The sequence below is a fragment of the Actinoplanes sp. NPDC049599 genome, assembly GCF_044465625.1.
Taxonomy (GTDB): Bacteria; Actinomycetota; Actinomycetes; order Mycobacteriales; family Micromonosporaceae; genus Actinoplanes.
The window spans coordinates 81,439-106,730 of the sequence record NZ_JBITLX010000011.1; the positions used below are offsets into that span (position 1 = coordinate 81,439).

Annotated in this window: 18 protein-coding genes and 1 tRNA gene; 10 read left to right on the forward strand and 9 right to left on the reverse strand. The window is 66.8% G+C overall.

Annotated elements, in window-relative coordinates; translation table 11 throughout:
• Positions 1-8 precede the first annotated feature (8 nt).
• Positions 9-812 carry an aquaporin Z gene (aqpZ, locus tag ACIBQZ_RS20985; protein WP_396090398.1) on the reverse strand — a complete coding sequence of 268 codons (804 nt, stop codon included), beginning with the start codon at positions 810-812 and terminating at the stop codon, positions 9-11.
• A gap of 155 nt (positions 813-967) precedes the next feature.
• Here aqpZ and ACIBQZ_RS20990 point away from each other — a divergent pair, with 155 nt between their 5' ends.
• A complete protein-coding gene (locus ACIBQZ_RS20990) occupies positions 968-2,095 on the forward strand; it encodes a cytochrome P450 (RefSeq protein ID WP_396090399.1) in 1,128 nt (375 codons plus the stop codon).
• Between the two features lie 15 nt (positions 2,096-2,110).
• On the opposite strand, the gene ACIBQZ_RS20995 is transcribed toward ACIBQZ_RS20990, so the two are convergent.
• The 3 genes from ACIBQZ_RS20995 to ACIBQZ_RS21005 form a co-directional block, all read right to left on the reverse strand.
• A complete protein-coding gene (locus ACIBQZ_RS20995) occupies positions 2,111-4,072 on the reverse strand; it encodes an ABC transporter permease subunit (RefSeq protein WP_396090400.1) in 1,962 nt (653 codons plus the stop codon).
• Positions 4,073-4,098: 26 nt separating this feature from the next.
• Entirely contained in the window at positions 4,099-5,535 is a 1,437-nt protein-coding gene (locus ACIBQZ_RS21000) for an extracellular solute-binding protein (RefSeq protein ID WP_396090401.1), read from the reverse strand.
• Positions 5,536-5,702: 167 nt separating this feature from the next.
• Positions 5,703-6,473: an IclR family transcriptional regulator gene (locus ACIBQZ_RS21005; RefSeq protein ID WP_396090402.1), complete on the reverse strand. Its 771-nt coding sequence runs from the start codon at positions 6,471-6,473 to the stop codon at positions 5,703-5,705.
• A 42-nt stretch (positions 6,474-6,515) separates the two neighbouring features.
• Here ACIBQZ_RS21005 and ACIBQZ_RS21010 point away from each other — a divergent pair, with 42 nt between their 5' ends.
• From ACIBQZ_RS21010 to ACIBQZ_RS21025, 4 genes are all read left to right on the forward strand, one after another.
• Positions 6,516-7,388, forward strand: coding sequence for a fumarylacetoacetate hydrolase family protein (locus tag ACIBQZ_RS21010; RefSeq protein ID WP_396090403.1), 873 nt, complete (start codon positions 6,516-6,518; stop codon positions 7,386-7,388).
• Positions 7,385-8,755 carry an aldehyde dehydrogenase family protein gene (locus tag ACIBQZ_RS21015; RefSeq protein WP_396090404.1) on the forward strand — a complete coding sequence of 457 codons (1,371 nt, stop codon included), beginning with the start codon at positions 7,385-7,387 and terminating at the stop codon, positions 8,753-8,755. Before ACIBQZ_RS21010 ends, ACIBQZ_RS21015 begins: the two co-directional genes overlap by 4 nt.
• A gap of 200 nt (positions 8,756-8,955) precedes the next feature.
• The gene (locus tag ACIBQZ_RS21020; RefSeq protein WP_396090405.1) at positions 8,956-9,801 is read left to right on the forward strand and encodes a carbohydrate esterase; all 846 of its coding nucleotides are present in this window, start codon (positions 8,956-8,958) and stop codon (positions 9,799-9,801) included.
• A gap of 110 nt (positions 9,802-9,911) precedes the next feature.
• Positions 9,912-10,616: an LPXTG cell wall anchor domain-containing protein gene (locus ACIBQZ_RS21025; RefSeq protein ID WP_396090406.1), complete on the forward strand. Its 705-nt coding sequence runs from the start codon at positions 9,912-9,914 to the stop codon at positions 10,614-10,616.
• Positions 10,617-10,681: 65 nt separating this feature from the next.
• Here the strand turns inward: ACIBQZ_RS21025 and ACIBQZ_RS21030 are convergent, their stop codons facing one another.
• From ACIBQZ_RS21030 to ACIBQZ_RS21040, 3 genes are all read right to left on the reverse strand, one after another.
• The gene (locus ACIBQZ_RS21030; protein ID WP_396090407.1) at positions 10,682-11,929 is read right to left on the reverse strand and encodes a hypothetical protein; all 1,248 of its coding nucleotides are present in this window, start codon (positions 11,927-11,929) and stop codon (positions 10,682-10,684) included.
• Positions 11,926-12,441, reverse strand: coding sequence for a SigE family RNA polymerase sigma factor (locus ACIBQZ_RS21035; protein WP_396090408.1), 516 nt, complete (start codon positions 12,439-12,441; stop codon positions 11,926-11,928). The genes ACIBQZ_RS21030 and ACIBQZ_RS21035 overlap by 4 nt, the downstream gene beginning before the upstream one ends.
• 797 nt (positions 12,442-13,238) lie before the next feature.
• Positions 13,239-13,297, reverse strand: a tRNA-Lys gene (locus ACIBQZ_RS21040).
• Positions 13,298-13,573: 276 nt separating this feature from the next.
• Between ACIBQZ_RS21040 and ACIBQZ_RS21045 the strand changes: the two genes are divergently transcribed.
• Positions 13,574-13,828 (forward strand): hypothetical protein, encoded by a 255-nt coding sequence (locus ACIBQZ_RS21045; protein ID WP_396090409.1) that lies wholly within the window; start codon positions 13,574-13,576, stop codon positions 13,826-13,828.
• Positions 13,829-13,897: 69 nt separating this feature from the next.
• Positions 13,898-14,197, forward strand: coding sequence for a hypothetical protein (locus tag ACIBQZ_RS21050; protein WP_396090521.1), 300 nt, complete (start codon positions 13,898-13,900; stop codon positions 14,195-14,197).
• Positions 14,198-15,174: 977 nt separating this feature from the next.
• Here the strand turns inward: ACIBQZ_RS21050 and ACIBQZ_RS21055 are convergent.
• Both ACIBQZ_RS21055 and ACIBQZ_RS21060 read right to left on the reverse strand, forming a co-directional pair.
• Complete coding sequence (locus ACIBQZ_RS21055; RefSeq protein WP_396090410.1) at positions 15,175-17,436, reverse strand: DUF262 domain-containing protein; 2,262 nt, start codon at positions 17,434-17,436, stop codon at positions 15,175-15,177.
• Positions 17,433-19,139 (reverse strand): DUF262 domain-containing protein, encoded by a 1,707-nt coding sequence (locus tag ACIBQZ_RS21060; protein ID WP_396090411.1) that lies wholly within the window; start codon positions 19,137-19,139, stop codon positions 17,433-17,435. Before ACIBQZ_RS21060 ends, ACIBQZ_RS21055 begins: the two co-directional genes overlap by 4 nt.
• A gap of 518 nt (positions 19,140-19,657) precedes the next feature.
• Here ACIBQZ_RS21060 and ACIBQZ_RS21065 point away from each other — a divergent pair.
• From ACIBQZ_RS21065 to ACIBQZ_RS21075, 3 genes are read left to right on the forward strand one after another with little or no spacing between them, the layout of a single operon-like run.
• Complete coding sequence (locus ACIBQZ_RS21065; RefSeq protein ID WP_396090412.1) at positions 19,658-21,187, forward strand: ATP-binding protein; 1,530 nt, start codon at positions 19,658-19,660, stop codon at positions 21,185-21,187.
• Positions 21,184-22,161, forward strand: coding sequence for a PD-(D/E)XK motif protein (locus ACIBQZ_RS21070; RefSeq protein ID WP_396090413.1), 978 nt, complete (start codon positions 21,184-21,186; stop codon positions 22,159-22,161). The genes ACIBQZ_RS21065 and ACIBQZ_RS21070 overlap by 4 nt, the downstream gene beginning before the upstream one ends.
• Positions 22,158-25,175: a Z1 domain-containing protein gene (locus tag ACIBQZ_RS21075; RefSeq protein WP_396090414.1), complete on the forward strand. Its 3,018-nt coding sequence runs from the start codon at positions 22,158-22,160 to the stop codon at positions 25,173-25,175. The genes ACIBQZ_RS21070 and ACIBQZ_RS21075 overlap by 4 nt, the downstream gene beginning before the upstream one ends.
• Positions 25,176-25,292 lie beyond the last annotated feature (117 nt).

A 25,292-nucleotide genomic window follows, 5' to 3' on the forward strand; every position in this document is an offset into this window, starting at 1 on the left:
ACCCGGGTTCAGGCGCTGGTGGCGCGCTCCAGCGAGGCGGCGGGATCGTTCTGGCCGAGCAGTGCCGCGTAGGTGAAGCCGCCGATCAGCCCGCCGATGATCGGCGCGAGAATGAACAGCCAGAGCTGGCCGAGCGGCCCGCTTCCGGCGAACAACGCCGGGCCGATGGACCGCGCCGGGTTCACCGAGGTGTTGGTCACCGGAATGCTGACCAGGTGGATGAGCGTGAGGCTCAGCCCGATCGCGATCGGCGCGAACCCGCGCGGCGCCCGGGTGTCGGTGGCGCCGAGGATGACAAACAGGAAAACGGCGGTCAGCACGACCTCGGTGATGAGTGCGGCGACCATCGAATAGTTGCCGGGCGAACGGTCGCCGTATCCGTTGGTCGCGAAGCCGGAGCCGGCGGCGTCGAAGTCGGGCCGGCCCGCGGCGATGACGTAGAGCACCCCGGCCCCGGCGATCCCGGCCACCACCTGAGTGCCGATGTACGCGGGCACATCACGCCACGACAGCCGCCGGGCCGCGGCGAGACCCAACGTCACCGCCGGGTTGAAATGGCCGCCGGAAATGTGCCCGACGGCGTAAGCCATCGTCATGACGCTCAGCCCGAAGGCCAGCGCCACCCCGAGAAAACCGATGCCGAGATGCACGCCGTCGGGCGTGAGATAACCGGCGGCGAGAACGGCCGACCCGCAGCCGGCGAACACCAGCCAAAAGGTGCCGAGGAATTCCGCAGCAACGCGTTTGGGCATGGTTGGTACAGATTCCGCCATGCCGCGAGACTCGCACGGAGCCACGGCCGGGGAAAGCACATCTCCTCATGATCACCCAAGCTGCTGACACACCTGCCACTCCCGTGTCAGGTTCCAGCCTCGGGCGTTCCGGTCTTGCGGGCCGTCGCGGCACACTCGCCGCATGCCGTACCTGAACGTTGTCGATCCGGCGTTCGACTTCACCGCGCCGGGAGGTGTTCGCCGCCCAGGACGAGACCTGGTGCGCCGACAGCCCGCTCGGTCCCCTCGTGCTGCGCTACGCCGAGACCCAGGAACTGCTCCGCGACCGCCGGCTCGACCACGGCGGCGACAGCTACCTGCGCCGCAACGGCATCACGTCCGGGCCGATCCACGACTGGTACGTACCGATGATCGTCAACCGCGACGGCGCCGACCACCGCAGGCTCCGCGGCCTGGTCGGCCGTGCCTTCACGCCCCGCACCATCGACCAGCTGCGGCCGTTCATCCGGGCGACGGCCGAGACCCTGGCCGACGAGGTCGCCGATGCCGACTTCGTCGACGCCTTCGCCGATCGCCTGCCGCTGGCGGTCATGGGCGAGTTGCTGGGCGTGCCTGCGTCGGACCACGACGTCTTCAGCGTCTGGTCCAGCGACATCGGCCTGGTCTTCGCCCTGGCCACCGGCGGCGACACGACCGCCCGCGTGGAACGGGCCGTCGCGGGCCTGGACGGCTACATCGACACCTTGATCGACGAGAAGACGAAGCATCCGGCCGACGACCTGATCTCCCGGATGGTCGCCGCCTGGCGGATCGACGAGGCGGTCACCCGCGAGGAACTGCGCAACCTGCTGGTCACGCTGGTCTTCGGCGCCCACGACAACACCCGCCACCAGTTCTCCAACCTGATGGTCACCTTCGCCGAGCACCCCGGCCAGTGGACCCTGCTGGGCGACCGCCCGGAACTGACCGACCGCGCCGTCACCGAAACGATGCGCTGGCGTTCCTCGGCGGCGAGCGTGTTCCGGCGCGCCGCCGAGGATTTTGAGTTCCGCGGCCTGCCGATCGCCGGGGGAACGTTCGTGACCATGGCCGTGCAGACGGCCCAGCGGGATCCGCGGGCTTATCCGGGCGGGCGCTCCTTCGACATCACGGCTGTGCGGGAGGCGCCGCTGCTTCAATTCGGGGCGGGGCCGCACTATTGCCTCGGCTCCGCACTCGCGCACGCCGAATTGAGCGAAGCCCTGCCGGTGCTCGCCCGCCGTTTCGGCCCACCGGTGATAACCGGAGAGGTGACCTGGCGGCCGGCAATCGGCACCCACGGACCGAACGAACTGCCGCTCCGGTTCCCGAGCCGGGCCTGACGCCCGCGACGCCGGTCAGCCCTTGACCGCGCCCGCGGTGAGGCCCTCGGTCAGGAAGCGCTGCCCGAACGCGTACATGACCACCACGGGGATGCTGACCAGCAGCGACGCCGCGGCGAGCTGTCCCTGTGGCACGACGTCCCCGGCGATCATCGACTGCATCCCCACCGGGAGCGTCTTGTACTCGTCCTTGGTGATGAACACGAAGGCGAAGAGGAACTCGTTCCAGGCGTTGGTCAGGGTGAACAGCGCGACCGCCAGCAGCCCCGGCTTGGCCAGCGGCAGCACCACCCGGCGGAACGCCTGGATCCGGGTGGAGCCGTCGACCAGCGCGGCCTCCTCCAGCTCGATGGGGATCGACGCGAAGTACCCCGTCAGCAGCCAGGTGGCGAAGGGGATCGTGAAGGTCGGGTACGTCAGCACCAGCGACCACAGCGAGTCGGTGAGCCGTACCCCGATGAGCAGCTGGTACAGCGGGATGAACAGCAGCGCACCCGGCATCACGTAGGTGAGCAGCACCGTGACGGTGAAGCCCTGGGCCCCGCGGAACCGCAGCCTGGCCAGTGCGTAGCCCGCCAGCGCGGCGCAGACCAGGGCCACCGCGGTGGACGCCGCGGACACCAGGATGGTGTTGAGATACCAGCGGCCGAACGGCTGGTTGGCGAACAGCGCGCTGAACTGCTCCCAGGTCCACGGCGTCGGCCACAGGTCGTTGGTGCGCATGACCACCTGGCCCTCGGACTTGAACGCCGTGACAGCGATCCAGTACAGCGGGCCCAGCACGAAGGCGAGCAACCCGGCCAGCGCCACCCCGGACCCCAGGCCCGACACCAGAGCGGACGCTCGGCGCCCGCCCCGGGACCCCAGCGTCGAGACCAGCCGGCCGACCGCCGCCGCGACCAGCAGGAACACGGCCAGGACCACCGCCGCCTTCCAGAAGATCTGCGGCGACGCCCAGGCCAGCAGGCCGGTGACCACCGCGGTGATGACCCACGGCAGCCCCTTGCGGGCCGGCCCGGTCCACTGCGCGGCGTTGTCCTGGCGCAGCAACCGGACCAGGACGAACACCAGCGCACCGATGACCGGCAGCATCACGAGGGTGACCGCTGCCCCGGCGCCGTACTGCAGCTGCAGAATCGCCTTCGAGTACGCGACGAGCACGTACGGCGCGGTCACGTCACCCGGGCCGCCCTGGGTCAGCAACCAGATCAGGTCGAAGTTGTTGAACGTCCAGATCGACGACAGGGTCACCGTCACGGTGATCACGTGGCGCAGTCCGGGCAGTGTCACGTTGGCGAACTTCTGCCACGACGAGGCGCCGTCGATGGTCGCCGCCTCGTACAGGTCGGCCGGGATGGCCTTCAGCCCCGCCAGGAAGCAGACGGCGAAGAACGGCACCCCCTTCCATACGTTGACCAGGATCACCGAGGGCATGGCCAGCGATGGGTCGGACAGCCAGCCCGCGGGCCAGCTGTCCACCAGATGCATGTCGGCCAGCAGCGGCCCGATCCCCGAGGTGGTGAGCAGGGTGTTGACGCTGCCGAAGATCGGGTCGAGCAGTGCGCGCCAGCTGAACGCCGTCACCACCGTCGGCACCACCCACGGCACCAGGAGAAGCCCGGTCAGCAGGGCCCGCCCCCGACGCTGACGGTGCAGCAGCAGGGCCGCCGCCAGCCCCAGCACCACCTTGAAGATCTCGGCGTACGCGGTGAAGACGAACGAGTTCACCACGCCCGTGCGGAACTGCTCGTCGCCGGCGAGGGCCAGGTAGTTGTCCAGGCCGACGAACACGCTGTCCTGGCCGTGCCGTTCCGTGGTGCTGGTGACGACCGACCGGCCGATCGGCACCAGCACGAGCGCGCTGACCAGCACGGCCGTGGGCGCCAGGAACAGGGCCGCAAGCCGCCAGTCACGACCCAGCCGCCGCTGGGTCCTCGTGAGCGAGCCGGGCCCCGGCGGCGAGGATGCCCCCGCCACCGGGGCCGGTGCTGACCGGACCGAGGTCACTGCGGCAGCCCCTGCTGGGAGAAGATCTGCACCGTCTTCGCGTGGGCGGCCTTCACCGCCTGCGCGGGCGCCGTGCCCTGCACGACCTGCTGCATCATGTCGGTGAGGACGTACGCCGCGACGACAGCCTGCTGGCCGGCACTGGCCTTCTGCGGGAAGGCCAGACCGTTCTTGGTGGACAGCGGCAGCGGCTGCTGCGACATGTTTCGCAGCATGGGGAACGCCGGGTCACCGCCGGCGAAGTACGGGTCGGCGTCCCAGACCTTCTCCCAGGCGGGCATCACCAGGCCGGGCGCCTCCTTCGACACCCCGACCAGCGCCGGCGCGCTGACCAGGTACTGCGCCAGCAGCTTGGCGAGGCCCGGGTTCTTGGCGCCCTTGAAGACGACGAAGCCCTGGGACTGGCCGAGCAGCAGGGACTTGTCGGTCGCCGGCCCGATGCAGTCGGAGAAGACGTGCGTGTTGCCGTACACGGGATTCTTCTTGGTCTTGGAGTCCGCATAGACGCTGAAGCTGTTGCGGGTGTAGCCGAGGATCCCGGCGAGCCAGTTCTCGTTGTTGCTGGTGTCGGTCCAGCTCGCCACCCCGGGCGGCAGCATCGCCTTGTACTTGGGGTTGGTGTAGATGTCGCCCAGGAACGTCACCGCCTGGACCGTTTCGGGGGAATCGAGCGTGACCTTCCGGCCGTCGTTGGAGGCGATCGCCCCGCCGTACGAGTTGATCAGTGCCTCGATCATGCCGTTGCCGTCACCGGACCGGTTCACCGTCATGCCCCAGCCGAACCGGCGCTTGCCCGGATCGGAGATCTCCAGGCACATGTCCCGCAGTTCCGTCCAGGTGTAGACGTCCTTGGGCGCGATGCCCTTCTCCTGCATCCAGTCCTTGCGCAGGAACGACCCGATCCCGATGAAGTGGTACGGGATCGCGAACCACTTGCCGTCGAAGACGCAGAAGTTCTTGGCCTCCGCACACGGCTCGCCGTACTTGGCCGTCAGCGCCTTGACGACGTCCGTCACGTCCTCCAGGTCGCCCAGCGCGTGAAACTGCGCGATGAACCGCGAGTCGGTCATGAACGCCAGGTCCCGCGCCACCCCGCCCTTGACCTCGGCGTCGATCTTGGCCACCACGTCACCGGCGTCGGCCTGGACCAGGCTGTTCTCGATCTTCGTACCGGTGCTGTCGGCGAACTTCTTGATCGAGTTGTCGAGCGCTCCGTTCGCCGCGGTCGAGTAGAGCTTCTGCGACAGCACCCCCATCGAGGTGCCCTTCATCGCCGCGGCGGCGTCGACCAGTTCCTTCGGCACTTCCGGCTGCGCCGTGGTGGGCGACTCGGAGGTGCCCCCGCACGCGGCCAGACCGGCTGCGCCGAGCACCCCCACCCCCATCCCCAGAAAGCCGCGCCGGGACCACAACGGGTTGTCCTCCATGGACATTCGCCTCCCTCATCTCGCCTTCCGGGGACATGTAGACTCACGAAACGCTTCTGTTCGAGATTTCGAACCGAGTTCGAAATTTCGTATCAAGTGGACGCGACGGTAGATGAGCCCCGCGAGAGGTGTCAATGTTTCGATGCAGTTTCCGGCCGGATCCGGCCGGCCGGTCAGCGAAGCTGGGCCCGGTACCCCATGCGGGCGGAGAGCGTGGCCGCGCCGTCGCGGACCAACCCGGGCCACTCCACCTGCGCCTGCGGGCTCCAGCGGATGATCGGTGCGGAGAGGCTCATCGCGGCGATGGTGGCGCCGGAATGGTCCCGGACCGCGGCGGCGACGCACCGCATGGCGCTGTCGGACTCGCCGATGTCGACCGCGACGCGCTCGGCCCGGACCTGGTCGAGATGAGCCCGCAGGCGGTCCGGGTCGGTGATGCTTTCCGGCGTCATGCCCGGCAGGGCGCCCTTCGCCAGGACGGCGTCCAGGCTCGCCCGATCGAGGCTCGACAGCAGGATCTTGCCGACCGCCGTGCAGTGGGCCGGCAGCCGCCGGCCGACCGCGGAGACCATCCGGACCGGGTGCGTGCTGTCCACCTTCACGAGGTAGATGACGTCGGCGCCGTCGAGCACGGCGACGTGCACCGCCTCGTCGCACGCCGCGGCCACGTCCCGCGCGACGCTCTCCGCCTCGCGGACCAGGTCAAGCCGGCCCGCGAACGCCGCGCCGAGCTGGAACAGCGGCATGCCGAGCCGGTACTGCACCGGCTGGCCCGGGACGGAGATCAGGTACGAGCGGGCCTCGAGCGTGACGAGCAGCTCGTGGACGGTGGTGCGCGGCAGGTCGAGCCGCTCGGTCACCTCGCGGGCCGAGAGCTGGGGGCGCTCCAGGAACAGCTCCAGGATGTCGAGCGCACGGATGACCGCCGGCACTACACGGGGCACAACGCCCACATCTCCAGCACTCCCACGGACTGAGGATAGCCAATGCCGATCTCCATTCACCACCTGCGCGACGGCAACGCCTCCCACTGGGCGGTGTGCCGGGACGGCAGGTGGGGCGAACTCGACGGCCCCCTCGCCGACCTGCTCGCCGTACCGCTTGACCAGGCCCGGGCCGCGGTCGAGGCCGCCGCCCGCCAGGCCCGCGGCGACATGCCCGGCGCGGAGACGCTGCCACCCGTCGACCGGCAGGAGGTGTGGGCGGCCGGGGTGACGTACCAGCGCAGCCGCGACGGACGCAAGGAGGAGTCCTCCGGGCACGGTTCCCTCTACGACCAGGTCTACGACAGCGACCGTCCCGAGATCTTCTTCAAGGCCAGTCCGTGGCGTGTCGTCGGCGACCGCGACGCGGTCGGGATCCGCGTCGACTCCGGCTGGGACGTGCCCGAGGCCGAGCTCGGCCTGGTGCTCAACGCGGCCGGTGAGGTGTTCGGTTACACCCTCGGCAACGACATGAGCAGCCGGTCGATCGAGGGCGAGAACCCGCTCTACCTACCGCAGGCGAAAATCTACGACCGCTCCTGCGCGGTGGGCCCGGCGATCGTGCCGAGCTGGGCGGTGGGCCCGGGTCCGTTCCGGATCGGGTTGCGGGTGCTGCGAGCGGGCCGCGAGGTGTACGCCGGAACCACGTCGACGTCGGAGATGACGCGCGACTTCACGGACCTGGCCGGCTGGTTGTTCCGGGCGCTGAGTTTTCCGGCCGGCGTCCTGCTGCTGACCGGCACCGGCGTGGTGCCGGGAGCCGATTTCACCACGCGAGCAGGCGACACGATCGAGATAACGTCCGAGGCACTCGGGACGCTGACCAACCCCGTCGTCGCGGTCGGCGCTGCCGCCCCTGGAAAGGAACAACCATGACCACGATCGAGAGCCGCTCCCCGCAGGCGCCGTCGGACCTCGTCGTACGCGTTCCCGACACGGCACCGGAGCAGGTGGCGGCAGCGGCCGGCCGGGCCCGGGACGCGGCGGCCGGTTGGGCGCGGGAGCCGGCGCCCGCGCGGGCAGCAGCCCTGCATGCCTGCGCCGAGGCGGTCGCGGCCGCGACCGGCGAACTGACCGACCTGGTGGTCCGGGAGGTCGGCAAACCGCTCGGCGAGGCGGGCGCCGAGATCGGCCGCGGCGTGGCGATCCTGCGCTACTTCGCGCAGCAGGCCCTGCATCCCGAGGGTGAGGTGTACCCGCCGGCCGACGGCGTGTCGCTCCTGCACACCCGGCGCCGCCCGCACGGCGTCGTCGGGCTGATCACTCCGTGGAACTTCCCGGTGGCGATACCGCTCTGGAAGGCCGCGCCGGCCCTCGCCTTCGGCAACGCCGTCCTCCTCAAGCCCGCACCACAATCCTCCGCGGTGGCGCTGCGGCTGGCCGAGCTGTTCGCCGGAGCGCTCCCGCCCGGCGTGCTGACGGTGCTGACCGGCCTCGCCGGCACCGGCGAGGCGATCGTCGACGCGTCCGACGCCATCTCGTTCACCGGCTCGGTGACGGCCGGGCGCGCCGTTGCCGGACGGGCGGTCACCCGCGGCATCCCGGTGCAGTGCGAGATGGGGGGACAGAACGCCGCCATCGTGCTGCCGGACGCCAACCAGGGCGCGGCTGCGGCCGCGATCGCCGCGGCGGCGATGGGGTACGCCGGCCAGAAGTGCACCGCCACCAGCCGGGTGATCGTCGTCGGCGATCCCGCGCCGTTCGCCGAGCGGCTGGCCGCAGCCATCGATGCGCTGCCGGTGGGCGATCCGGCGAACCCGGCAACAGTGGTCGGCCCGCTGATCGAGTCGCGACCGCGCGAGGCGATCCGGACGGCGGTCCGGCGCGCCAACGCGGGCGGCGCCCGCGTGCTGACCGGCGCCCGGCAGCCCGACGGCGACGGGTGGTTCCAGGCACCGACGTTGCTGACCGACGTGCCGCCCGATGACGCCCTGCTCAGCGAGGAGTACTTCGGGCCGGTGTGTGTGGTGCTGCCCGCGGAGTCGGCCGACGCCGCGGCACGGGCGGCCAACAACGTGCGGCACGGGCTGGTCGCGGCCGTCTACACGCAGAATCTCGGCACCGCGCTCACGCTGACGAACCAGCTGGACGTGGGAATGGTGAAGGTCAACGCCCCCACCACCGGCGTGGACTTCCACGCGCCGTTCGGCGGCGAGAAGGAGTCGAGCTACGGCCCGCGCGAGCAGGGCACCGCGGCCCGCGATTTCTACACGCGAACCGTCACGGTCACGCTCACGCCGTAGTCGACGGGGCCCTGCCATCGCGCGATGCTGAGGTGCGCCGCCCCCCTTTGCCATTTATCACCGTCAATGAAAAAGGCTTGTCCACCTGCCCGCGCCGCTCGCCGCACGGTGTCTACCGCCCGGCGCAGTCGACAGGTAAGCGCTTGCCCACGGAGATTTCAGAGCGTCACTCTGAGGCTCCGTCTCCCATAGGAGGAACCATGCGTAAGGTTCGCCTACTGCTCGTTTCCGCTCTGGTGATGCCCCTGTCGCTGGTGGCCCCGGGCGCCGCCTCGGCCGCGATGACCGCCCCACCCGACTGCGGCCTGCGGGTCGACCCGGCGGCCACCGCCGCCGCGGCAACAACCACCGTCTGGATGGCCGGCGACTCGACCATGGCCAACCCCAAATCCACCTGTCCCGTCGGCTGGGCCACCGAGTTCGACGGGCAGTTCCACAGCAACGTCGTGGTGAACAACCTGGCGGTATCCGGTCGCAGCATCCAGACATGGCTCTACGAGGGCGGGGTGACGGCGAACAAGAACACAGCCGGCGAGTGTGTCCTCAGCTCGACGACCCCCTCGACCAACTGGCAGAAGACGCTCGACGGCATGAAGGCCGGCGACTACCTCTTCATCCAGTTCGGCATCAACGACGGCGACAGCGCCTGCCCCAAGCACGTCGGCGGCGCTCGCTACCGGCAGCTGATGACGATGATGGCGCAGACCGCCCAGGCCCGGGGCGCCTTCCCGGTCCTGGTCACCCCGGTCGCGGCCATCGCCTGTTCCGGCAGCACGGCGACCCTGAACCGCGGCTTCTACCCGGAGACCTTCGCGGCCGGCACCGCCACCGGCGCCCCCGTCATCGACCTGCGGACCCTCAGCGTCAACTACTACAACTCCTTGGGCCTCTGCCCCAACAACGGTGACTACACCGCCGGTCTCGTGGGTCAGTTCTTCTGCAACGACCACACGCACTTCGAGGCGTACGGTGCTCGCCGGATCATGCGGCTGGTGACCGGCGCGCTGAAGACGCAGAACATCGCGCTCGCCGGATCCCTGCTGTAGCAGGCGAAACCGCTGACGTCGCCCGGCCCGGACCACGCGGAGTCGATTGACCTGTGCCCATCGACGGTAATATCTCCGGGCTTTGGCCTTCAACGGGGAGGAAGTCCCACATGCGACGAGAGATGTCGGCCGGCGTCCTGCTGGCACTGGTCCTGCTGATCCCCGCGGCACCAGCGGCAGCACAAGCCGAAACGCCAGGGCTCGACGCGGCCTGCCAAACCGTCGAGCGCAAGCTCTACAAGGACATCCGCGAGCTGGTCACCATCGACCTGGACACCGCCACCGACGTCGAGGTCCGGGTTGTTGCCAACCAGATCTTGGCTGCGGTAAAAGCCGACTCGTTGCCGCTCCTGCCTCGCGTGATGCAGGAGCGGCTGGACGGCACCGCGGATGACCTGCGGGCCTTCCTCAAGAAAGGCATGCAGAGCGCCTGGACGACGGGTCTGCGGATCTCGGTTGGCCGAACGATGACCGGCGCCGGCGCCAACGTGGACGCGGCGGCGCAGAAGGTGCTCGACAAAGGGACCATCGATGCTTACCTGACTTACCTGAACGAGGGTCTGTACGCCGCACGTGCGCTTGACTGCGCGTCTCAGCCCACACCGACGACGAGCGCCACACCGAGTGCCACACCGACGACCGCACCTGTTCCTACTCCCTCCGCCGGCCCGGACACCCCCGGCGGCAATGGTGGTGGGCTGCCCCTGACCGGTGCCGACGCCGCGACTGTGGCCGGCGTCGGCGGTGCACTCCTGCTCCTCGGCGGCGCCGGCTACCTGATCGGACGCCGCCGCCGTTCCCGCTTCGTGGCATAACCGGCCTGATCGCGCCCGGCTGAAGGCTCCGTCGAGCCGGGCGCGATCAGCGGTGTGCCGGTTCTTCAGTCACACGTCCAGGTCACGGCCTGGGTCGTCTCGGCAGTGGCCGCACTGGAGCCGTCGGTCCCGCTGAAGGAGTTGCCAGTCACGATCCTGCCGTCGTCGCTGATCCCGGTGATGCCGTAGCTTTCTTGCTCCGGGCCCATGGCGAGCCGGCGTGCCGTGTCGCCGGACAGCACGTACATGGTGTGGGTGCCGGGAGCGGCGACGACGTTGCCGTTGCCACCCACCGCCTGCGGGTTCGACCCCTGCGCGGGCAGCACCTCGTAGCGGCCGGTCGCGACGTTGTAACGGAAGCCGTACTGGCTGGTGCCCCCGACCACCCAGCCGTCACGGATGCCGACCAGATACGTGGGGTTCTGGTGCGTCGGCACGGGGAGCACCTTGGTGCTGCCGTCGGGCAGCCAGATCAGTGCCACCGATCTCATGTCGGCGGTGAAGACGTGTCCGGCCATGGTGCCGTCCTGATCGATCTCGCCGACACCACCGCGCACGAAGCCTTCCGGCAGGTCAAGCCGCGTCGGCTCAGCGGAGGCATTCGCCCAGTAGACCGGCTGGTCGTTGAGTATGCCGGCGAGCCGGCCACTGTCGGCGATCGTGGCCACCACGCCGGCACCGCCCTTCAGCCGGGTCAGCTTGCCATCCGCGTAGGCGTACGGTGTGCCGTTCTTCTTGCTGTCGCGGATCGTGACCACGAACTCGCCCTTGTTGTTGACGGCGAACTCCGTTCCGGCGGAGGAAGGCAGAGTGACGGCGGCGATCTGTCGGCCGTCCTTGCGGACCACTGCGGTTCGCACTGCCATCGCCTGCCGGTCGGGATTGCCGTGCTGTTCGATAGTGTAGTGACCGGTGTGGTCGACGGTCTCCACAGGCCCGCTGACCCCGGCCAGGGGCGCCATCACGCAGGCCGTGCCGGCGGCGGCAGAGGGCAGTGGGGGTGGCGGCTGCGACGCCGAGGGCATGGGTGTGCCGTCCGGCGCAGGTGCCTGGGAACTGTACGGCGACGGCGTGCCGGAGGCGCCCGCCTGGACCCCGCTGGACGACTGAGCATCCCGGACCACGGCCGCAGCGCCTCCGGCAAGTACGAAGACGGCTGCTCCGGACATGACACCGGTCATCAGATAACGTGCGCGACGGCGCTTGTCCCCACGGCGCATGATCTGCTCCAGATCCAGGCGCTGTGCACCTCCCGGCTCGACGGCCAGGGGAGCCAGCAGGTCACGGGCATCGTGGTCGTCAATCGGGTTCATCGGATTCCTCTCGAGGTCAGAACGGCCGCACGAGGGCCGAGGGTCTTGCGGAGCGCGGTGAGGGCATGGCTGGTTTGCGACTTGACGTTTCCTTCGCTGCAGGCGAGCCGCAGCGCGACCTCAGCGACGCTCAAATCACACAGATAGCGCAGCACCAACACGGCCTGCTGTTTCGGCGTAAGCCGGGACAGGGCCGCGCGCAGCACCTCCCGGTCCTCCAACCCGGCACCGGCCACGGGCTGCTCCGGGGCCGAGGCGCCGAACAGCCGCACCTTCCACCAGCCCCGACGGCGCTCGTTGATGAACGTGCGCACGAGAATGCGATGCACGTACGCGTCGACGTTGTCCGCGTTCGAGACCCGTTCCCACCGTGAGTACACGAGGGTCAACGTCTCCTGCACGAGGTCGTCCGCCTGGTGGACGTCGCCGCACAACAGGTACGCCGACCGTCGCAGCGCTGCCGTTCTTCCCCGCACGTAGGCGGGAAATTCCGACCTTCGATCCTCACTCATCGGCTCTCCGTCTCTTGGTCATGAACCTCCGACGCGATCCGAGAGTGAATCGGTTGTAGGTCCGACCCACTCTTGCCAAGCCGAACCAGCCGGGATGTCCCGCGAACGGTTTCTGGCCCTGTTCACCGGACTTGAGGCTGCAGTCCTGGAGCGAGCGAAGCCGGATTCCGTACCGTGCACCTGCCCCGGTTCGCGGTCGGGATGTTGATGACCCCTACCCCGCCGCTCCGACACCGGCCTCGAATGGGTCACCCCCGCACACCTTCCGCAAGACCGTCGCCACCCGGCTGGGGCACGCCATTGAAGGAGTCACTAAAAGCACGACATCGTTAACCCGCCATCGCCCGGACAGCGCCAACATCCCGGAACAGCTCGGGGCCAGACAGATCCCAAACGTGCGGCCCTGACCAGCGTTTTCCGTCGTCGCCGGCACCACCACGCGGTTCCTGGAGTCCGCTCGCGCCGACGGTGACCCGTTCTATGCGGCCTGCGTCCTGGTCCTCGCGCTCGGGCTGGGCAAGGCGAGATGCTGGGCACGACGTGAGGACATCCCAGGCCACGCGTCCGCGGGGCTCCTGCTAGCCGATCTTCTGGACGTAGCTATGCCCAGACAACGCCGGCGGTGCCGCCACACTCAGAGCCGCAGCCACCCCGCCCGTCGGTGAACGACCGGTCAAGACGCCGCGCAGCAGAAGACACGCCGTCCTGGTTGCTCGACGGCCGCTCCCCGGGTCCCCAAACCCGGACAAAGAGCGTACAGTCACTCGGCTACCTAGAGGCATAACCGCAGGTCAGGGTGGGCCGCCCGGGATTCGAACCCGGAACCTAAGGATTAAAAGTCCGTTGTTGCCCCACTTCGCAAGACTTCGCGGGTCGATCGCAGAACGTCCGGAGTGAGGAGTGTTAATCCGCCTGGGTCCGGGCTGGTCAGCCCTCAAAGCGCGGGCAGCATCTAGCGGACTACACGAGTCGCCTGCCGAACTCAGCATGCGTACGGGAGCGTCCGACCGCGCAGAAGGACATCCGAGCAACCAGCGAGCGACCAGGTCGGCGAACCATCATCCGAAAGCTGTGATCGTGAAGGTGTGTGTGATGCGCGCCGGTGCTCAGCCGCTCCTGCCGAGGTGATCACATGGATCGCCTGATAAATGCCGCCTGCGCTCTCCTAGGCGCATACGCAGTAGTGGCTAACCGGACGTTCGGACAGGCCGGCCCCGCGAACGCCAAGAGACACTTCGGCAGGGACATCCCGGAAGGCGGCCGGGAGTACCGGTTCCTGGTTGCCTACGGGCGAACACTCGCCATAGTGGTCGGCTCACTCATGTTGTTCTTCGGCACACTGGGCGCGCTTGGCGTCGACTGGCGCGCCCTGCTCAAAATGCCGTAGTCGTCCTGGCACGCCCGCGTGGGCTCCGATCGCCATCATCCCCCAGGCGCCAGCGGCGCCGCCATCCAGGTGCGCTCCGGATCGCCGACCGGCACGCTGCTCGGCACCGTCACCGTGCCAGTCATCGGAAGCTGGGAGACCTTCCAGTCGGTCACCACCACCCTCATCGGCTCGGCCTCCGGCCCGTGTCCTGGCGTACACCGGCACGGGCACCGGGTACCAGTAATCTCAGGCTGTGCAAGAGTTCTTGTTCCTGATAGCCGGCTTGATCCTCGGACTCCCGCTGAGCATCCTGGCAAACGCTCTCTCACCGCGGTACGTAACGTGGTGGGAGCGCCGACAACAGGCTCGTACGACGAAGCACGGTGAGCGTGATGCAGCGTATGCCGCGATGGTGGATTGGTTCGCCAAGCATCCAGCTGAGTTCTCCATCTACCTAGGCCACGACCGAGGGCGAAGGGCGGCCACCGGGTCCATCCGGGCGGCCGGACTCGTCGGAGCAATTCTGTTTGGCGGGTTGGGCCTAGCCTTGTACTCAAAGGGGCAAGGTTGGCAAGGTCTTACACTCATCATTCTCGGACTGCTGATGATGATGGCACTAGTTATGGTGATCGCGGGAGAACAGTCTGCGGCCAGCCGCGCCGAGCGGCTCGTACTGGCAGTGACCAGCGAGGCCGGATGGCCGGCGACTCTCTCACTGCTTCCCCTGCCCAGCGCCGGTGACCCTCAGAGTAGTCCGAGCCAGAAACCAAGCCGCACCGACCTACAGCGCGATAGGGGGTCATCCCGCCAGGACTAGTGAGCACCGTCGATAACACGCTTTATGTCGCTGCATCCGACAGGCGCGTCAGCGTGCCCAGCCGACGACGGCGCATTGATCAGTTCGCGATGCCTGGGGACTGCGGGATCCTAGGTTGCGGTCCTTCACAGTTGCGCCCCTCGCAACCACGGAACAGCTTGCCGCCGGGTGGAAGGTCGCCGATCGTCAGCGGTCCCATCCTCGCAGTTGGGGACGGCGCCAGCTCTTGCCAGACACTCATAAGACGAGGCAGTACACATGATCAACGCACTAGATCCGGCCGCGGGATAGATATCCCTCGACCTCCCGGCCGGGCGCGCTGCGGGGGGTACGACGTCCGCTCTGAGTAGGTGCGCTCGGTCGTCCTCACCTCGTTGATCGGGTTCTCCGCGGCCGGGGCTCTCTCGCAGGCGAGCGTCCAGATCGGCACGAAGTCCGCCATCATCGCATGCCGTCGAAAGATCGCCCACCGCGGCGGTGGACATCATTAAGAAGGACTCGGATCAATAGCCTTCTGATCCGTAGCTTGAATACGTGCGCCGGGGCGTTATAGGCCAGCTTCCAGCAGGTCACGTAGGAAGGTCGCACCGGCCACTACCCGGTCGGTCAGGTCGACTGGACCGTCGCCATGGTCCTGCTGCTCGATCTTGAGCAGCAACTCGCCGTCGGCCGTCGTCACGACGTTGTGCTGCTGGCAGACAGCCAAAAAACTTGGGTGCAGCGCCTCGTCCTCAGGTCTATACAGCTCGAAGCCATCGCTGATGCTGCGCATGCCGGCATTGCTGTGCAATAGTTCCAGCCACCGCGGATGCCACTCATATCCGAAGAACCACGGGTCGGTGACCCGGTCGTCGGCCTCGCTCAGCAACCACACGGCCAACAGGATCGGATCCCGGTAGTAACCGCTGAGCCGGACGGTGCGAAGCATGCACATCGAATACCCGAGCTCGCCGTCGACGCCATAATAGATACCCGTGGTACCGGACCGCATCTCCGGGTATTTGACCAGGTAGTAACGCCAGTCGAAGTATTGCCGACATTCCCGCTCGGCCAACCAGGCGACGGTCACCCGCTCGCAATATGCGACGACGTCGCCACCCGCGCTGGCTAAGCCGTCCAACAGCTCGCTGAGCACCGCCCGGGTGGCTGACAGATTCCTGTACGTGGTGCCGGTCAGCAGATAACGCCAGACCGTGTCGTCCTCGGGATCGCTGGTGCCGAACTGCCAGCCCGAGGAACCCGGCCGCTGCCGCTGATAGTCGCCGAAGGTCAGCAGCGCTCCGGTCAATCCGCGCCAGTGCTGCGGCTCGGTGAAAGCGCTCTCGAATGCCTCCGCACGTCGCCGGAAAGAATCGCCGTACAACTCGAAAGCACTGGTGGCGCCGCGCAGGATCGGATGATCCTCCAGCCGGAACAACACGCTCGCGAGCTCCGGACAGGCCGCCAGGAATTGCTGCTTGCGACGTTCGTCCGCCACCTGGTTGCTGTTGAACCTGGTCACCGCGTCGAGGTCGTCGTGCACGATCACCTGCGCCACGTCCTGGATCAAAGCAGGCATGTAGTCGTTGCGCACCTCGGAGGCGGAGACGAGATTCCGCAGCGTGCGCAGCCGTCGCGGAAAGTCCACCGTGTCCTCGATGAGGTGCAGCAGGAACGCGTACAGCAGTAGGCTCTGCTGCAGGTTGAACCGGGTGTCGTGCAGGCACTGGTCGAACACATCGGTGTCGGTGATCCCGAACCAGACGACCTTCTGCCAGTCGTAACCGTCCTGGCCAGGCAGCGACGTCGACAGAACGTCGCCCATCGTCGTGCCAATGTGCTCGGCATCGCGCCACTTGTCGAAGGCACCGAACAGGAAGTCGAGGTGATCACCGGCTCGCGGATTCCCCGCGCCGAAGACGGCACGCGCCCGCGGACCAAGCGGCCCGGACTCGACCCGGCCGTCTCGCAGTTCGCAGATCTCGGTGACAAAAGTGAGGTAGCTGACGAACTCGTCGTCGACCAGGTTGTCGCCGCCGTGGAACGGCCACAGCAGGTCCGACCAAGGGCCGTCAATCTTGTGGGCGAACTCGTCGGCCCGGCCGGAGTAGGCGATGTCCTGCTCGAAGCGTGCCTTGAAGTTCTCGAACGTGGTGAGCGGCTTCCCCCGCGAGTTCATCTTGATGTAGAGCTGCTCGTCGGACTCCATGTCGTCCAGCGGCAGCAGATAGAACGAGACCGCCGGTTTCTCGGCGTCGGTAAGCCGCTGCCAGGCGGCCACAGCGTCCAGCTCCGGGAGCCGACGGTGGATCTGCTGATGGATTGCATCGATCATCACGAGCATCGCCTGGATGGTCGGGTCGTTGCGCCAGACATGCAGGTACCAGGGCTGGTCGATGATCCACGCCGAGGGAACGTCCTGGTTCTGCGGTAGAGGACGGGCCACCAGCCGCTCACCGAACAGGCGTGCGCTCGCCCGTGTCTCATAGGACAGCCGGGTCCATGCTGCACCCGGCTCTAGCCGGTCGGCCGCCGAAGCGACGTACCAGTGAAGCAGGAATAACGTGGTCAGCCGCTGCTGGCCGTCGAGCGGGAGCAGGGTCGTGCCGTGGATCTTGCCGTACACGAAGTCGAGCCCGACCGGCTCGCCGCCGGCGATCGCGTCCAGGAGAACCTCGAGGAAGCCGAGCCGGACCTCCTCCACCAGCGCCTCCGGCCGCCCTTGGGCGTAATCGCGCTGGATGAGTGGGATCTGGATGCGGCTGATGCTCGGCTCACCGGCCGGCCGTGTTCCGAACAAGCCGGCGTACGACGTCAGATAACCCTTCACGCCGCGGTCTCCTGATCGGTGGACAGATAACCGCCGAGGATCCGGATGATCTCCTGCATATAATGCTCCCGATCATTGACGCTCCAGAAGTGCATCTGATGCTCGTCGGCCGGCGAGTAGTACTTCAAGAACGCATTCCTGGTGCACACCGGGATGTAGGAGCCGTCCCGGTCGCGCGCCAGGATCGCGGCGCGTTTCACTGCGAATACCGAATTGCTGAGCGCGCTGTTGTCACCGCTGTCGAGCAGTGCCAGGTTGGCGATCGAGTCCACCGCGCCGTCGGCCGTCTCGTTGCCGACATTGAGCAACTCGGTGACCTGCCGTTCGCACGTCCGGAACTCGGACTCCGTGATGACCTCGCCGGTCAGCGCCTGATCCAGCCGGTCCAGCACGCCTTGTCGCTTGGCTTGGTCGACGCCGTCGAGAGTTTCCAACGCTTTGCGGTGCAGTCGAAGCCACTGCGCCCACTGCTCCACGCTGTTAAGTCGCTCGGCGTTCTGCGCGTGAATGTGTTCCAGGGACCACCGGCCGGCGGCGTGTTCCCGGAAGGAGTACCGCTCGGAGGAGTGGGTGCGGCGCCGAACGGTCTCAACGTTCATCAGCAGCAGAGCGCGGTTCGTCCGGGTCTTCTGTTCGTAGGTGAGCTCCCGCAACTCCGCCTCGGACAATTTCAGCCGGTCTCGGATGAGGCTGTCGAGTTCGGCGTCGAACGCCGACTTGGACTTCCCCTTGGCGAGTTCCATCAGGCTGCGCAACGATCCGCCCTCGGCCACCAGGAAGCCGATCTTGTGGAACAGGTTCCGGTCCTCGTACCAACCCAGGATCAATGAGTGCAGGTCGACCACCTCGTTCCAGAACTCTTGCGGCTTGGCCGCGATCCGTTCTCGGAGCGTCTCGAAGGTGTGGAACAGTGGCCGATCCCGGCCGGCCGGGCCCCCCGCGATGGTGTCGAGCAGGAGGCTAATGTGCGTCGGGTCCTCGGGTGCCTTACCGGTGATGAAAGCCCACAGTTCCGGGTCACGCAGGTCTCGCTCGATGACGTCCCACTGAGCCGCGGTCTCCAGCGCACGATCAGTGGTACCCGAGTCGCCGCGCCGACGGGACAGCAGCAGCGCCTTGACAAGCTCAGCATCGGTCAGCGGGATTCGGCCGACATTGAGCCGGGTGAACAGCGTAGCCGCATCCAGATCCTCGGCCGCCTCGTACCAGATCACCCGTACCTGCTCGTAGAGTGCGGCGTGGAATTTGTTGGCGGCGTACTGGCGTCGGTTTCCGTGTGCCGCGAACCATGCACGAATGCACTCATAGGCGTGGTGGATGTGGAAGAAGTCGATATTCTTCTGGCTCAGCGCCGGATCGGGTTGTTCGAGGTAGGCGGCGCTTCCGGGCCGGGTCTCGTATCGCAGTGTGTAATCAGAGCCGGAGTTCTGCAGGCCCTCGCTCTTCATGAACTGGAAGATCAGGTACAGCGTGGTCAGCCGTTGCTGGCCGTCGACCAATTCCCACTCGTCGCCGTGCCGCTTCACCACCACAGGCTGCAGGTAATACGGCTGGTCGAGACTCTCCCAGATGTCCGAGAGAAGCCTGCCGACCTCCATCTCGCCCCACCGGTAGCCGCGCTGGTAGGCAGGCACATAGAACCTGCCGGATATGTCGCCCACCAGTTTGGGTTCCAGGAGAGCGTCGCCGGAAGATGCGGTCACGACCGCTCATCCTAGTGAAACCTGGCCGCGACGGTGCCAACGGCGTATCGGATACTTGCGGCCATGCATGATCGGCGCAGGCATCGGGCTGGAAAGCCGTCCTAACTAACCGCGGTGCACCCTCGCCCTGAGCCACATGTCCTCGTGTGCCGGACGGGTCTACACCTGCGAGCGTCGGTTACGACCTGCAGGACTGATTACGAGTTCAGCGCGGGCCAGCCGCTTCCGCATGATCGGCGACGCACCGCGGCGCTGTGCCATCCTTGGCTGGTTCGTAAGTATGATTCACGTCCTACCGGGGCACCGCTTATGAACGCCGGCTTCATGGTGGCGCCGAGAGCTGCGTGAGCTCGGTCGGCCAAAGCGGGCGCCGGAACAGGCCTCAGGCAGAGACTGACTGCCGCACGGCGTGCCAGCGGCGCTTCGCTCTGACAACCAGACATCTCTACCCGAACGGTTATGGATGTCGGTTTCTTCATCGGGGCCACATCGGCATGTTTCCCTTCTAGGGTGTTTGCGTGAGTCTGATCCGTGCTGATGCCGACGTTCTCGAGCGCAAGATCTTGGAGCCAGACCCTGGGCTGATCAAGAGCCTGGGCACCCACCACACACTCCAGTCAGCTGTTGCTGACTTGGTTGACAACAGCGTTGACGCCGGGGCGGACCGGGTCCTAATCAGATTCGACACGGATGGCCACCATCCGGTGGCGCTGACGGTGATCGACAACGGGCGGGGCATGGCTGGCGGCCAGGTCGATGAAGCGATGCGGCTGGGCCGCCAGCGGGCTTACGCCAGCAGCGATCAGGGCCACTTCGGCATCGGCCTGAAGGCGGCGTCCTTCAGCCATGCCGCCACGCTGACGGTGATGACGACGCGGCAGCCCGGTGATTATCACGGCAGGCGGCTGCGCAAGGACGACGTGCAGCGTGACTACGGCTGCGATGTGCTCGACCCCGCCACGCTGAGCGCCGAGCTAGACAGGTATCTCAGTCGAATCGGTGCGCAGACCGGGACCGCCGTCAGGTGGACCGATACCCGGTTCCCGCGCTCAACCGTTGGAGGGCTGAGCAACTGGCTCGAAGACTCCCGGACTCTGCTGCGGATGCACCTCGGCCTGACCTACCACCGGCTGATCTCCGCTGGCCGGCTGCGGATCGACATTGAGGCGTTTGATATAACCCTTGATCAAGCTGGGCCGCCTGAGCCGATCGCCGCCGTCGACCCTCTCGGGTTTCCAGCGTCTGCCGTCAGCGGCTACCCGGCGACGCTCGTCGCCGCAGCTGGCAAGCACCAGATCCAGCTGCACTGCTACATCGTCCCGCCAAAGTTCAGCGGTCCCGCTTACCGTCTCTACGGCCGCGACGGGGCGGACTCACAAGGCTTCTTCATTTACCGCAACGACCGCCTGCTGCAAGCCGGCGGCTGGAATCACGTGATCACTGCAGATAAGAACCGGGCATTGGCCAGGGTCGTCATTGATGACTTCGGACAGCTTGGTGACCTCGTGCGCATGAACCCCGAGAAGAGCGGGATTGGCTTTTCGCACGAGCTCCACACTGCAGTACTGCACGCTCACAGCGCCGCCGACGGCGCGGGACGGCGGTCGTTCGCCGACTACATCGCCCGCGCCGAGTCCGTGCTCACCGAGTCTCGGCGCCGCCACCACCGCCGCAAGCCCGTCGCGGAACCGGCAAAGGGCCTGCACGAAGACATCCGCCGCGTGATCCGGGCAGAGATACCGCTGCGCGCCGACGAGGACCCAGTGGAGATCCGGTGGAAGTCCCTCGCCCGCAACCGGTTCCTGGAACTGGATCGCGAAGCACGAGTGATCTACCTGAACAAGCATTACCGGCAGATGCTGACCGGCGGCGTCACTGGCCTCAGCGACGCCCCGCTACTGAAGACACTGGTCTTCCTGCTCACCGAGGAGCACTTCAAAGGCCAGCAGTGGGGGTCACGGGACAAGGACCTCATTGACATCTGGAACGAAGTGCTCGGAACGGCTGTGCAGACAGAGCTCGATTACCGCGGGGAGACGTACCGGTGAGCCTGGCACAGGCCGGTCGCCACCTGCCCCGCGAGGCTGTGGCGAGCTACCTTGCGGGTTCACCGTCTGCCATTGTCATTCCGGGCTCTCCGCCTTGCCGGATCGATTTTGATCCGCCACGGAGGGAGATGGCCTTGCGGACCCCTCACGCGGGCTCCGGGGAGCCGGACCTGTCATCGTTTGAGTACGTCAGTACTCGAGTTATCAGCGAGCAGGGCACCCGATGGGACCAGGTGGTGGTTCAGTACGGCGCGAACGGGCACGAGGCGTACCTGCTGCTCAGCGACATCGCAGACATGATCCAGCAGTATCAGCTCCGGTTCGCCTCTGCGATCCCGTCGGCCCTGGCGACATTCGGTGATCTGCTGGCCCGGTCCGGGAGCCTGTCTCCGGAACGCCAAACCGGTCTGTACGGCGAGCTGCTTCTTCTCGAATCCTGCCTGCAATCCATGGAAAGCGGCGCAGCTGTCGAAGCGTGGAAAGGCTTCGCACCTCACGAACACGACTTCGTGTTCCCAGGCGCTGCTTTCGAGGTCAAGACGACCACGACCGAGCGGCGGCGCCACATCATCGGCAGCCTGGAACAACTCGACCCGTCACCCGGAACCGCGCTGTGGCTGATATCCATCCAGCTCACTGCCGCCACCAGCACCACCGGCCGGACCCTTACCCAGCTGGTTGACGACACCATCAATGCGGCCGGCACGGCGAGTCCTGCCCTGGAAGCATCGCTGGAACAGGCTGGCTGGCGCGAACGCGACCGAGCCTCTTACCTCAGCCATCACAAGCTGCGCAGCATCCCGGCCGCGTACCTCGTCGACGGCACCTTTCCCGTGCTCAACCGCCGCGCCGTGGACCAGGGGTGCGCCCGCCCCGAGCTCATTGCCGGGGCGACCTACACCATCGACGTCACCACCCTTCACCGCGGTGATCCGCCACAGCCCGCCGTCCACTTCGCACCGGGAAGGCAATGATGCCCGCTATCACCGACTGGGAATCAGATTTCACCGCTGCCGTGGCAGGCCTACAGAGCAAAGGACCTGCCCCCCTCCTGCGGCGCATCAACATCGACCGGCTCGACCACGACCTGGTCACCGCCGACGACTTGCAGAAGCTCCTGGAAGCGCACAACCAGCAGGACAACCACGCCGTGCGGCAGCTCGCGCTTGCGCTCGCCGACTGGGATTTCGAAGACGAGCCCGCCTGGGATGCTCCAGCCAGCCCGACGGACCCGCGCACCCAGCAGCGCCGCCAGCGGGCCTACGAGCTGCTGCAGCTGCCGGCCGAGGCCGCCGCACGCCTCGACGAGATCGCACCCGTCGCCACCATGCGCACGACCGTGATCAGCACCAAGTGGGAGCCCTGGTACACCGAGAAACGCCGCGACCAGTGGGCGCTCTACTGGCCGGACTACCGCGATTATCTGCTCGAAAAGCAAGGCTGGCCAGCGGAATCCGTCGCCGCCCTCGATCAAGCCACCACCAACGTTGTCCAGAGAATCTCTGACCCGACATCAGATCACCAGTATCAAAGCAAAGGCCTCGTTGTCGGCTACGTCCAGAGTGGCAAGACAGCAAACTTCACCGGCGTCATCGCGAAGGCCATCGACGCCGGCTACCGGCTTGTCATCGTCATGACCGGCACCATCGAGCTGCTGAGGTCCCAGACACAGCGCCGCCTCGACCGTGAACTCGTCGGCCGCGAGAACCTGACCCGGTCCCTGGTCGACGGCGAGGCTGCCGCCGAATTCGATTACGCCACGGATGAGGACTGGCTCGCCGACGCGTTCATCCGGCACGGCGAGCACTTCATCGCCAAAGGATTTCCCGGCATCGAGCGGCTCACCCTGCTCAACGACGACTACAAACGGTTGAAACAGGGCCTGACCAGCCTCAAAGTCCATCTCAGCGATCCGTCGAAGCCGTTCTACGACCCGGCGAATCTCAAGTCCGCCGACGTGCGGCTCGTCGTCGTCAAGAAGAACGCAGCCGTCCTCCGGAAGCTGGCCCAGGACCTCAAACCGCTTAAAAATGTTCTCGGCGATATCCCGGCGCTGATCATCGATGATGAGTCGGACCTGGCGTCCATCAACACTAAGAACCCCGAGAAGAGCAAAGACCGGACCGCCATCAACGCAGCGATCACCGATCTGCTGGGGCGGCTCCCTCGCGCGCAGCTCATCATGTATACCGCGACACCGTTCGCAAACTTCTTCGTCGACCCCGACGACGCAGGCGACATCTTCCCGAAGAACTTCATCATCGCGCTCGACCGGCCGCCCAACTACATGGGTGTGCAGGACTTCCACGACACCAGCTGGGACAGCGACGCCGCCAAGACGGATCCCGCCACTTCCAATGAGGCCGCCTACATACGCCGCGTCGGCCCGCCACCCGAGGCCGATAAGCCGGAACAACATGCACAACGAGAGGCCGAGGTGAAGCTGGCGCTCGACTCGTTCGTCCTGGCCGGCGCCATCAAGGTGTTCCGTGAGAAGGCCGGTGCGGGCAGCTACCGCCATCACACCATGATGGTGCACGAGGCAGTCCGCAACGATAAGCAGAGCGAAATTGCAAACCTTGTCCGGCAGGTCTGGAAGGACAACCACTACGGCGAGGCATCATCTCTGAGCCGTCTCCGCGAACTCTGGGAGTCCGACTACCGCCGCGTGTGTGCCGCGCGCGCTGACGGCTACCCCGTGCCAGGCTCGTTCGACCAGCTCATCGAGCCGATCGGCGAAGCCACTACACGCATTAAGCAAGACGGTGATCCAGTCCTAATCGTCAACAGTGACGCAGCGGTCCAGCAGCATCAGCAAGCCCTTGACTTCGACCGCAATCGCGTCTGGCGCATCCTGATCGGTGGGGCCAAACTCAGCCGAGGCTTCACCGTCGAAGGACTCACCGTGTCCTTCTACACCCGTAAGGCGCTGCAGGGTGACACCCTGATGCAGGCCGGTCGATGGTTCGGCTTCCGCCAGGGCTACCGCGACCTGGTCCGCCTCTTCATCCGCCGCGACCCCGACCTCGACCCCCGCCGAGTCGACCTCTACGAAGCGTTCGAAGGCCTCATGCGCGATGAAGTCGCCTTCCGCGATCGGCTGCGCGACTACGAAGGATTCCAAGACGACGGAACACCCACCCTCGAACCTTGGCAGGTACCGCCCATCGTCAGCCAGCACCTGCCCTACCTGCGCCCAGCCGGTCGTTCCAAAATGTTCAACGCCGTCGTCAACACGATGGGCGATTCCGGCAAACTCAAGGACTATCTCGGCTTGCCTCCGCGCAAGGACAGCAATGCTAAGAAGGCCAACTATGAAAGTATGCTCCCCGTGCTGGCAGCCGCCAAGGAAGACAAAGCTTTCACCTCGACACGGGCCAAGCCAGAAGAACCGATCCGCCAATTCAAGGCCAAGGTCGGGATCATTGCCGCCACCGGCTTTGTCAAGATCCTCGGCAGTTTGGAGTGGCACGAAGACTTCAAGAAGGTGATCGAGCCCGTTGAGCGGTTCTATCGCCAGCTGGTCGAGGAAGGCCGTCTCAACGACATCGCCGTCATTTGGCCCCTACCCACGACAGCGTCGCTGTTAACGCTTCCTGGCCTGGGCGAATCACCCGTTATCACCCGAGGGCGCCGGCCCGACCCGCGTATCGACTTCTCCGGCAGCGACCCCAAACACCGCGATGCCCTCGAGCGGATTGCCGGGAAGGCGACGCCATCGCCGGACGCTGTGGCCGACAAGCTCCGTGACCCGCAGGGACGGCGGGCTACGCTTCTTATCTCTGTCGCCGCCGATGTCGCATCCGCTGGCGAGAGCAAGTGCACGCCCGGCGACCTTGGCGCGTCACCAGACCCCGGCGATCTTGCTGTCTTCCTCTCACTGGCGGCCCCTGCGACGGCGACGCCGCACGGGCGCTCCGTAATCGAGTGGACAGTGAAACGTTCCGGCTCTGTCGGCGAGGCTGCCGTGCCGGCGGCGCCCAAGTAGCCGCACGCCACCGTAGGCAAGGGGGCTCGTTCTAGGCGATCCGGCATCGCGCCGACCGGTTCATGACCAGCCAAACGGTGGAGCAGTTCGGCACACGACGGAAGGCTATGTCGGCTA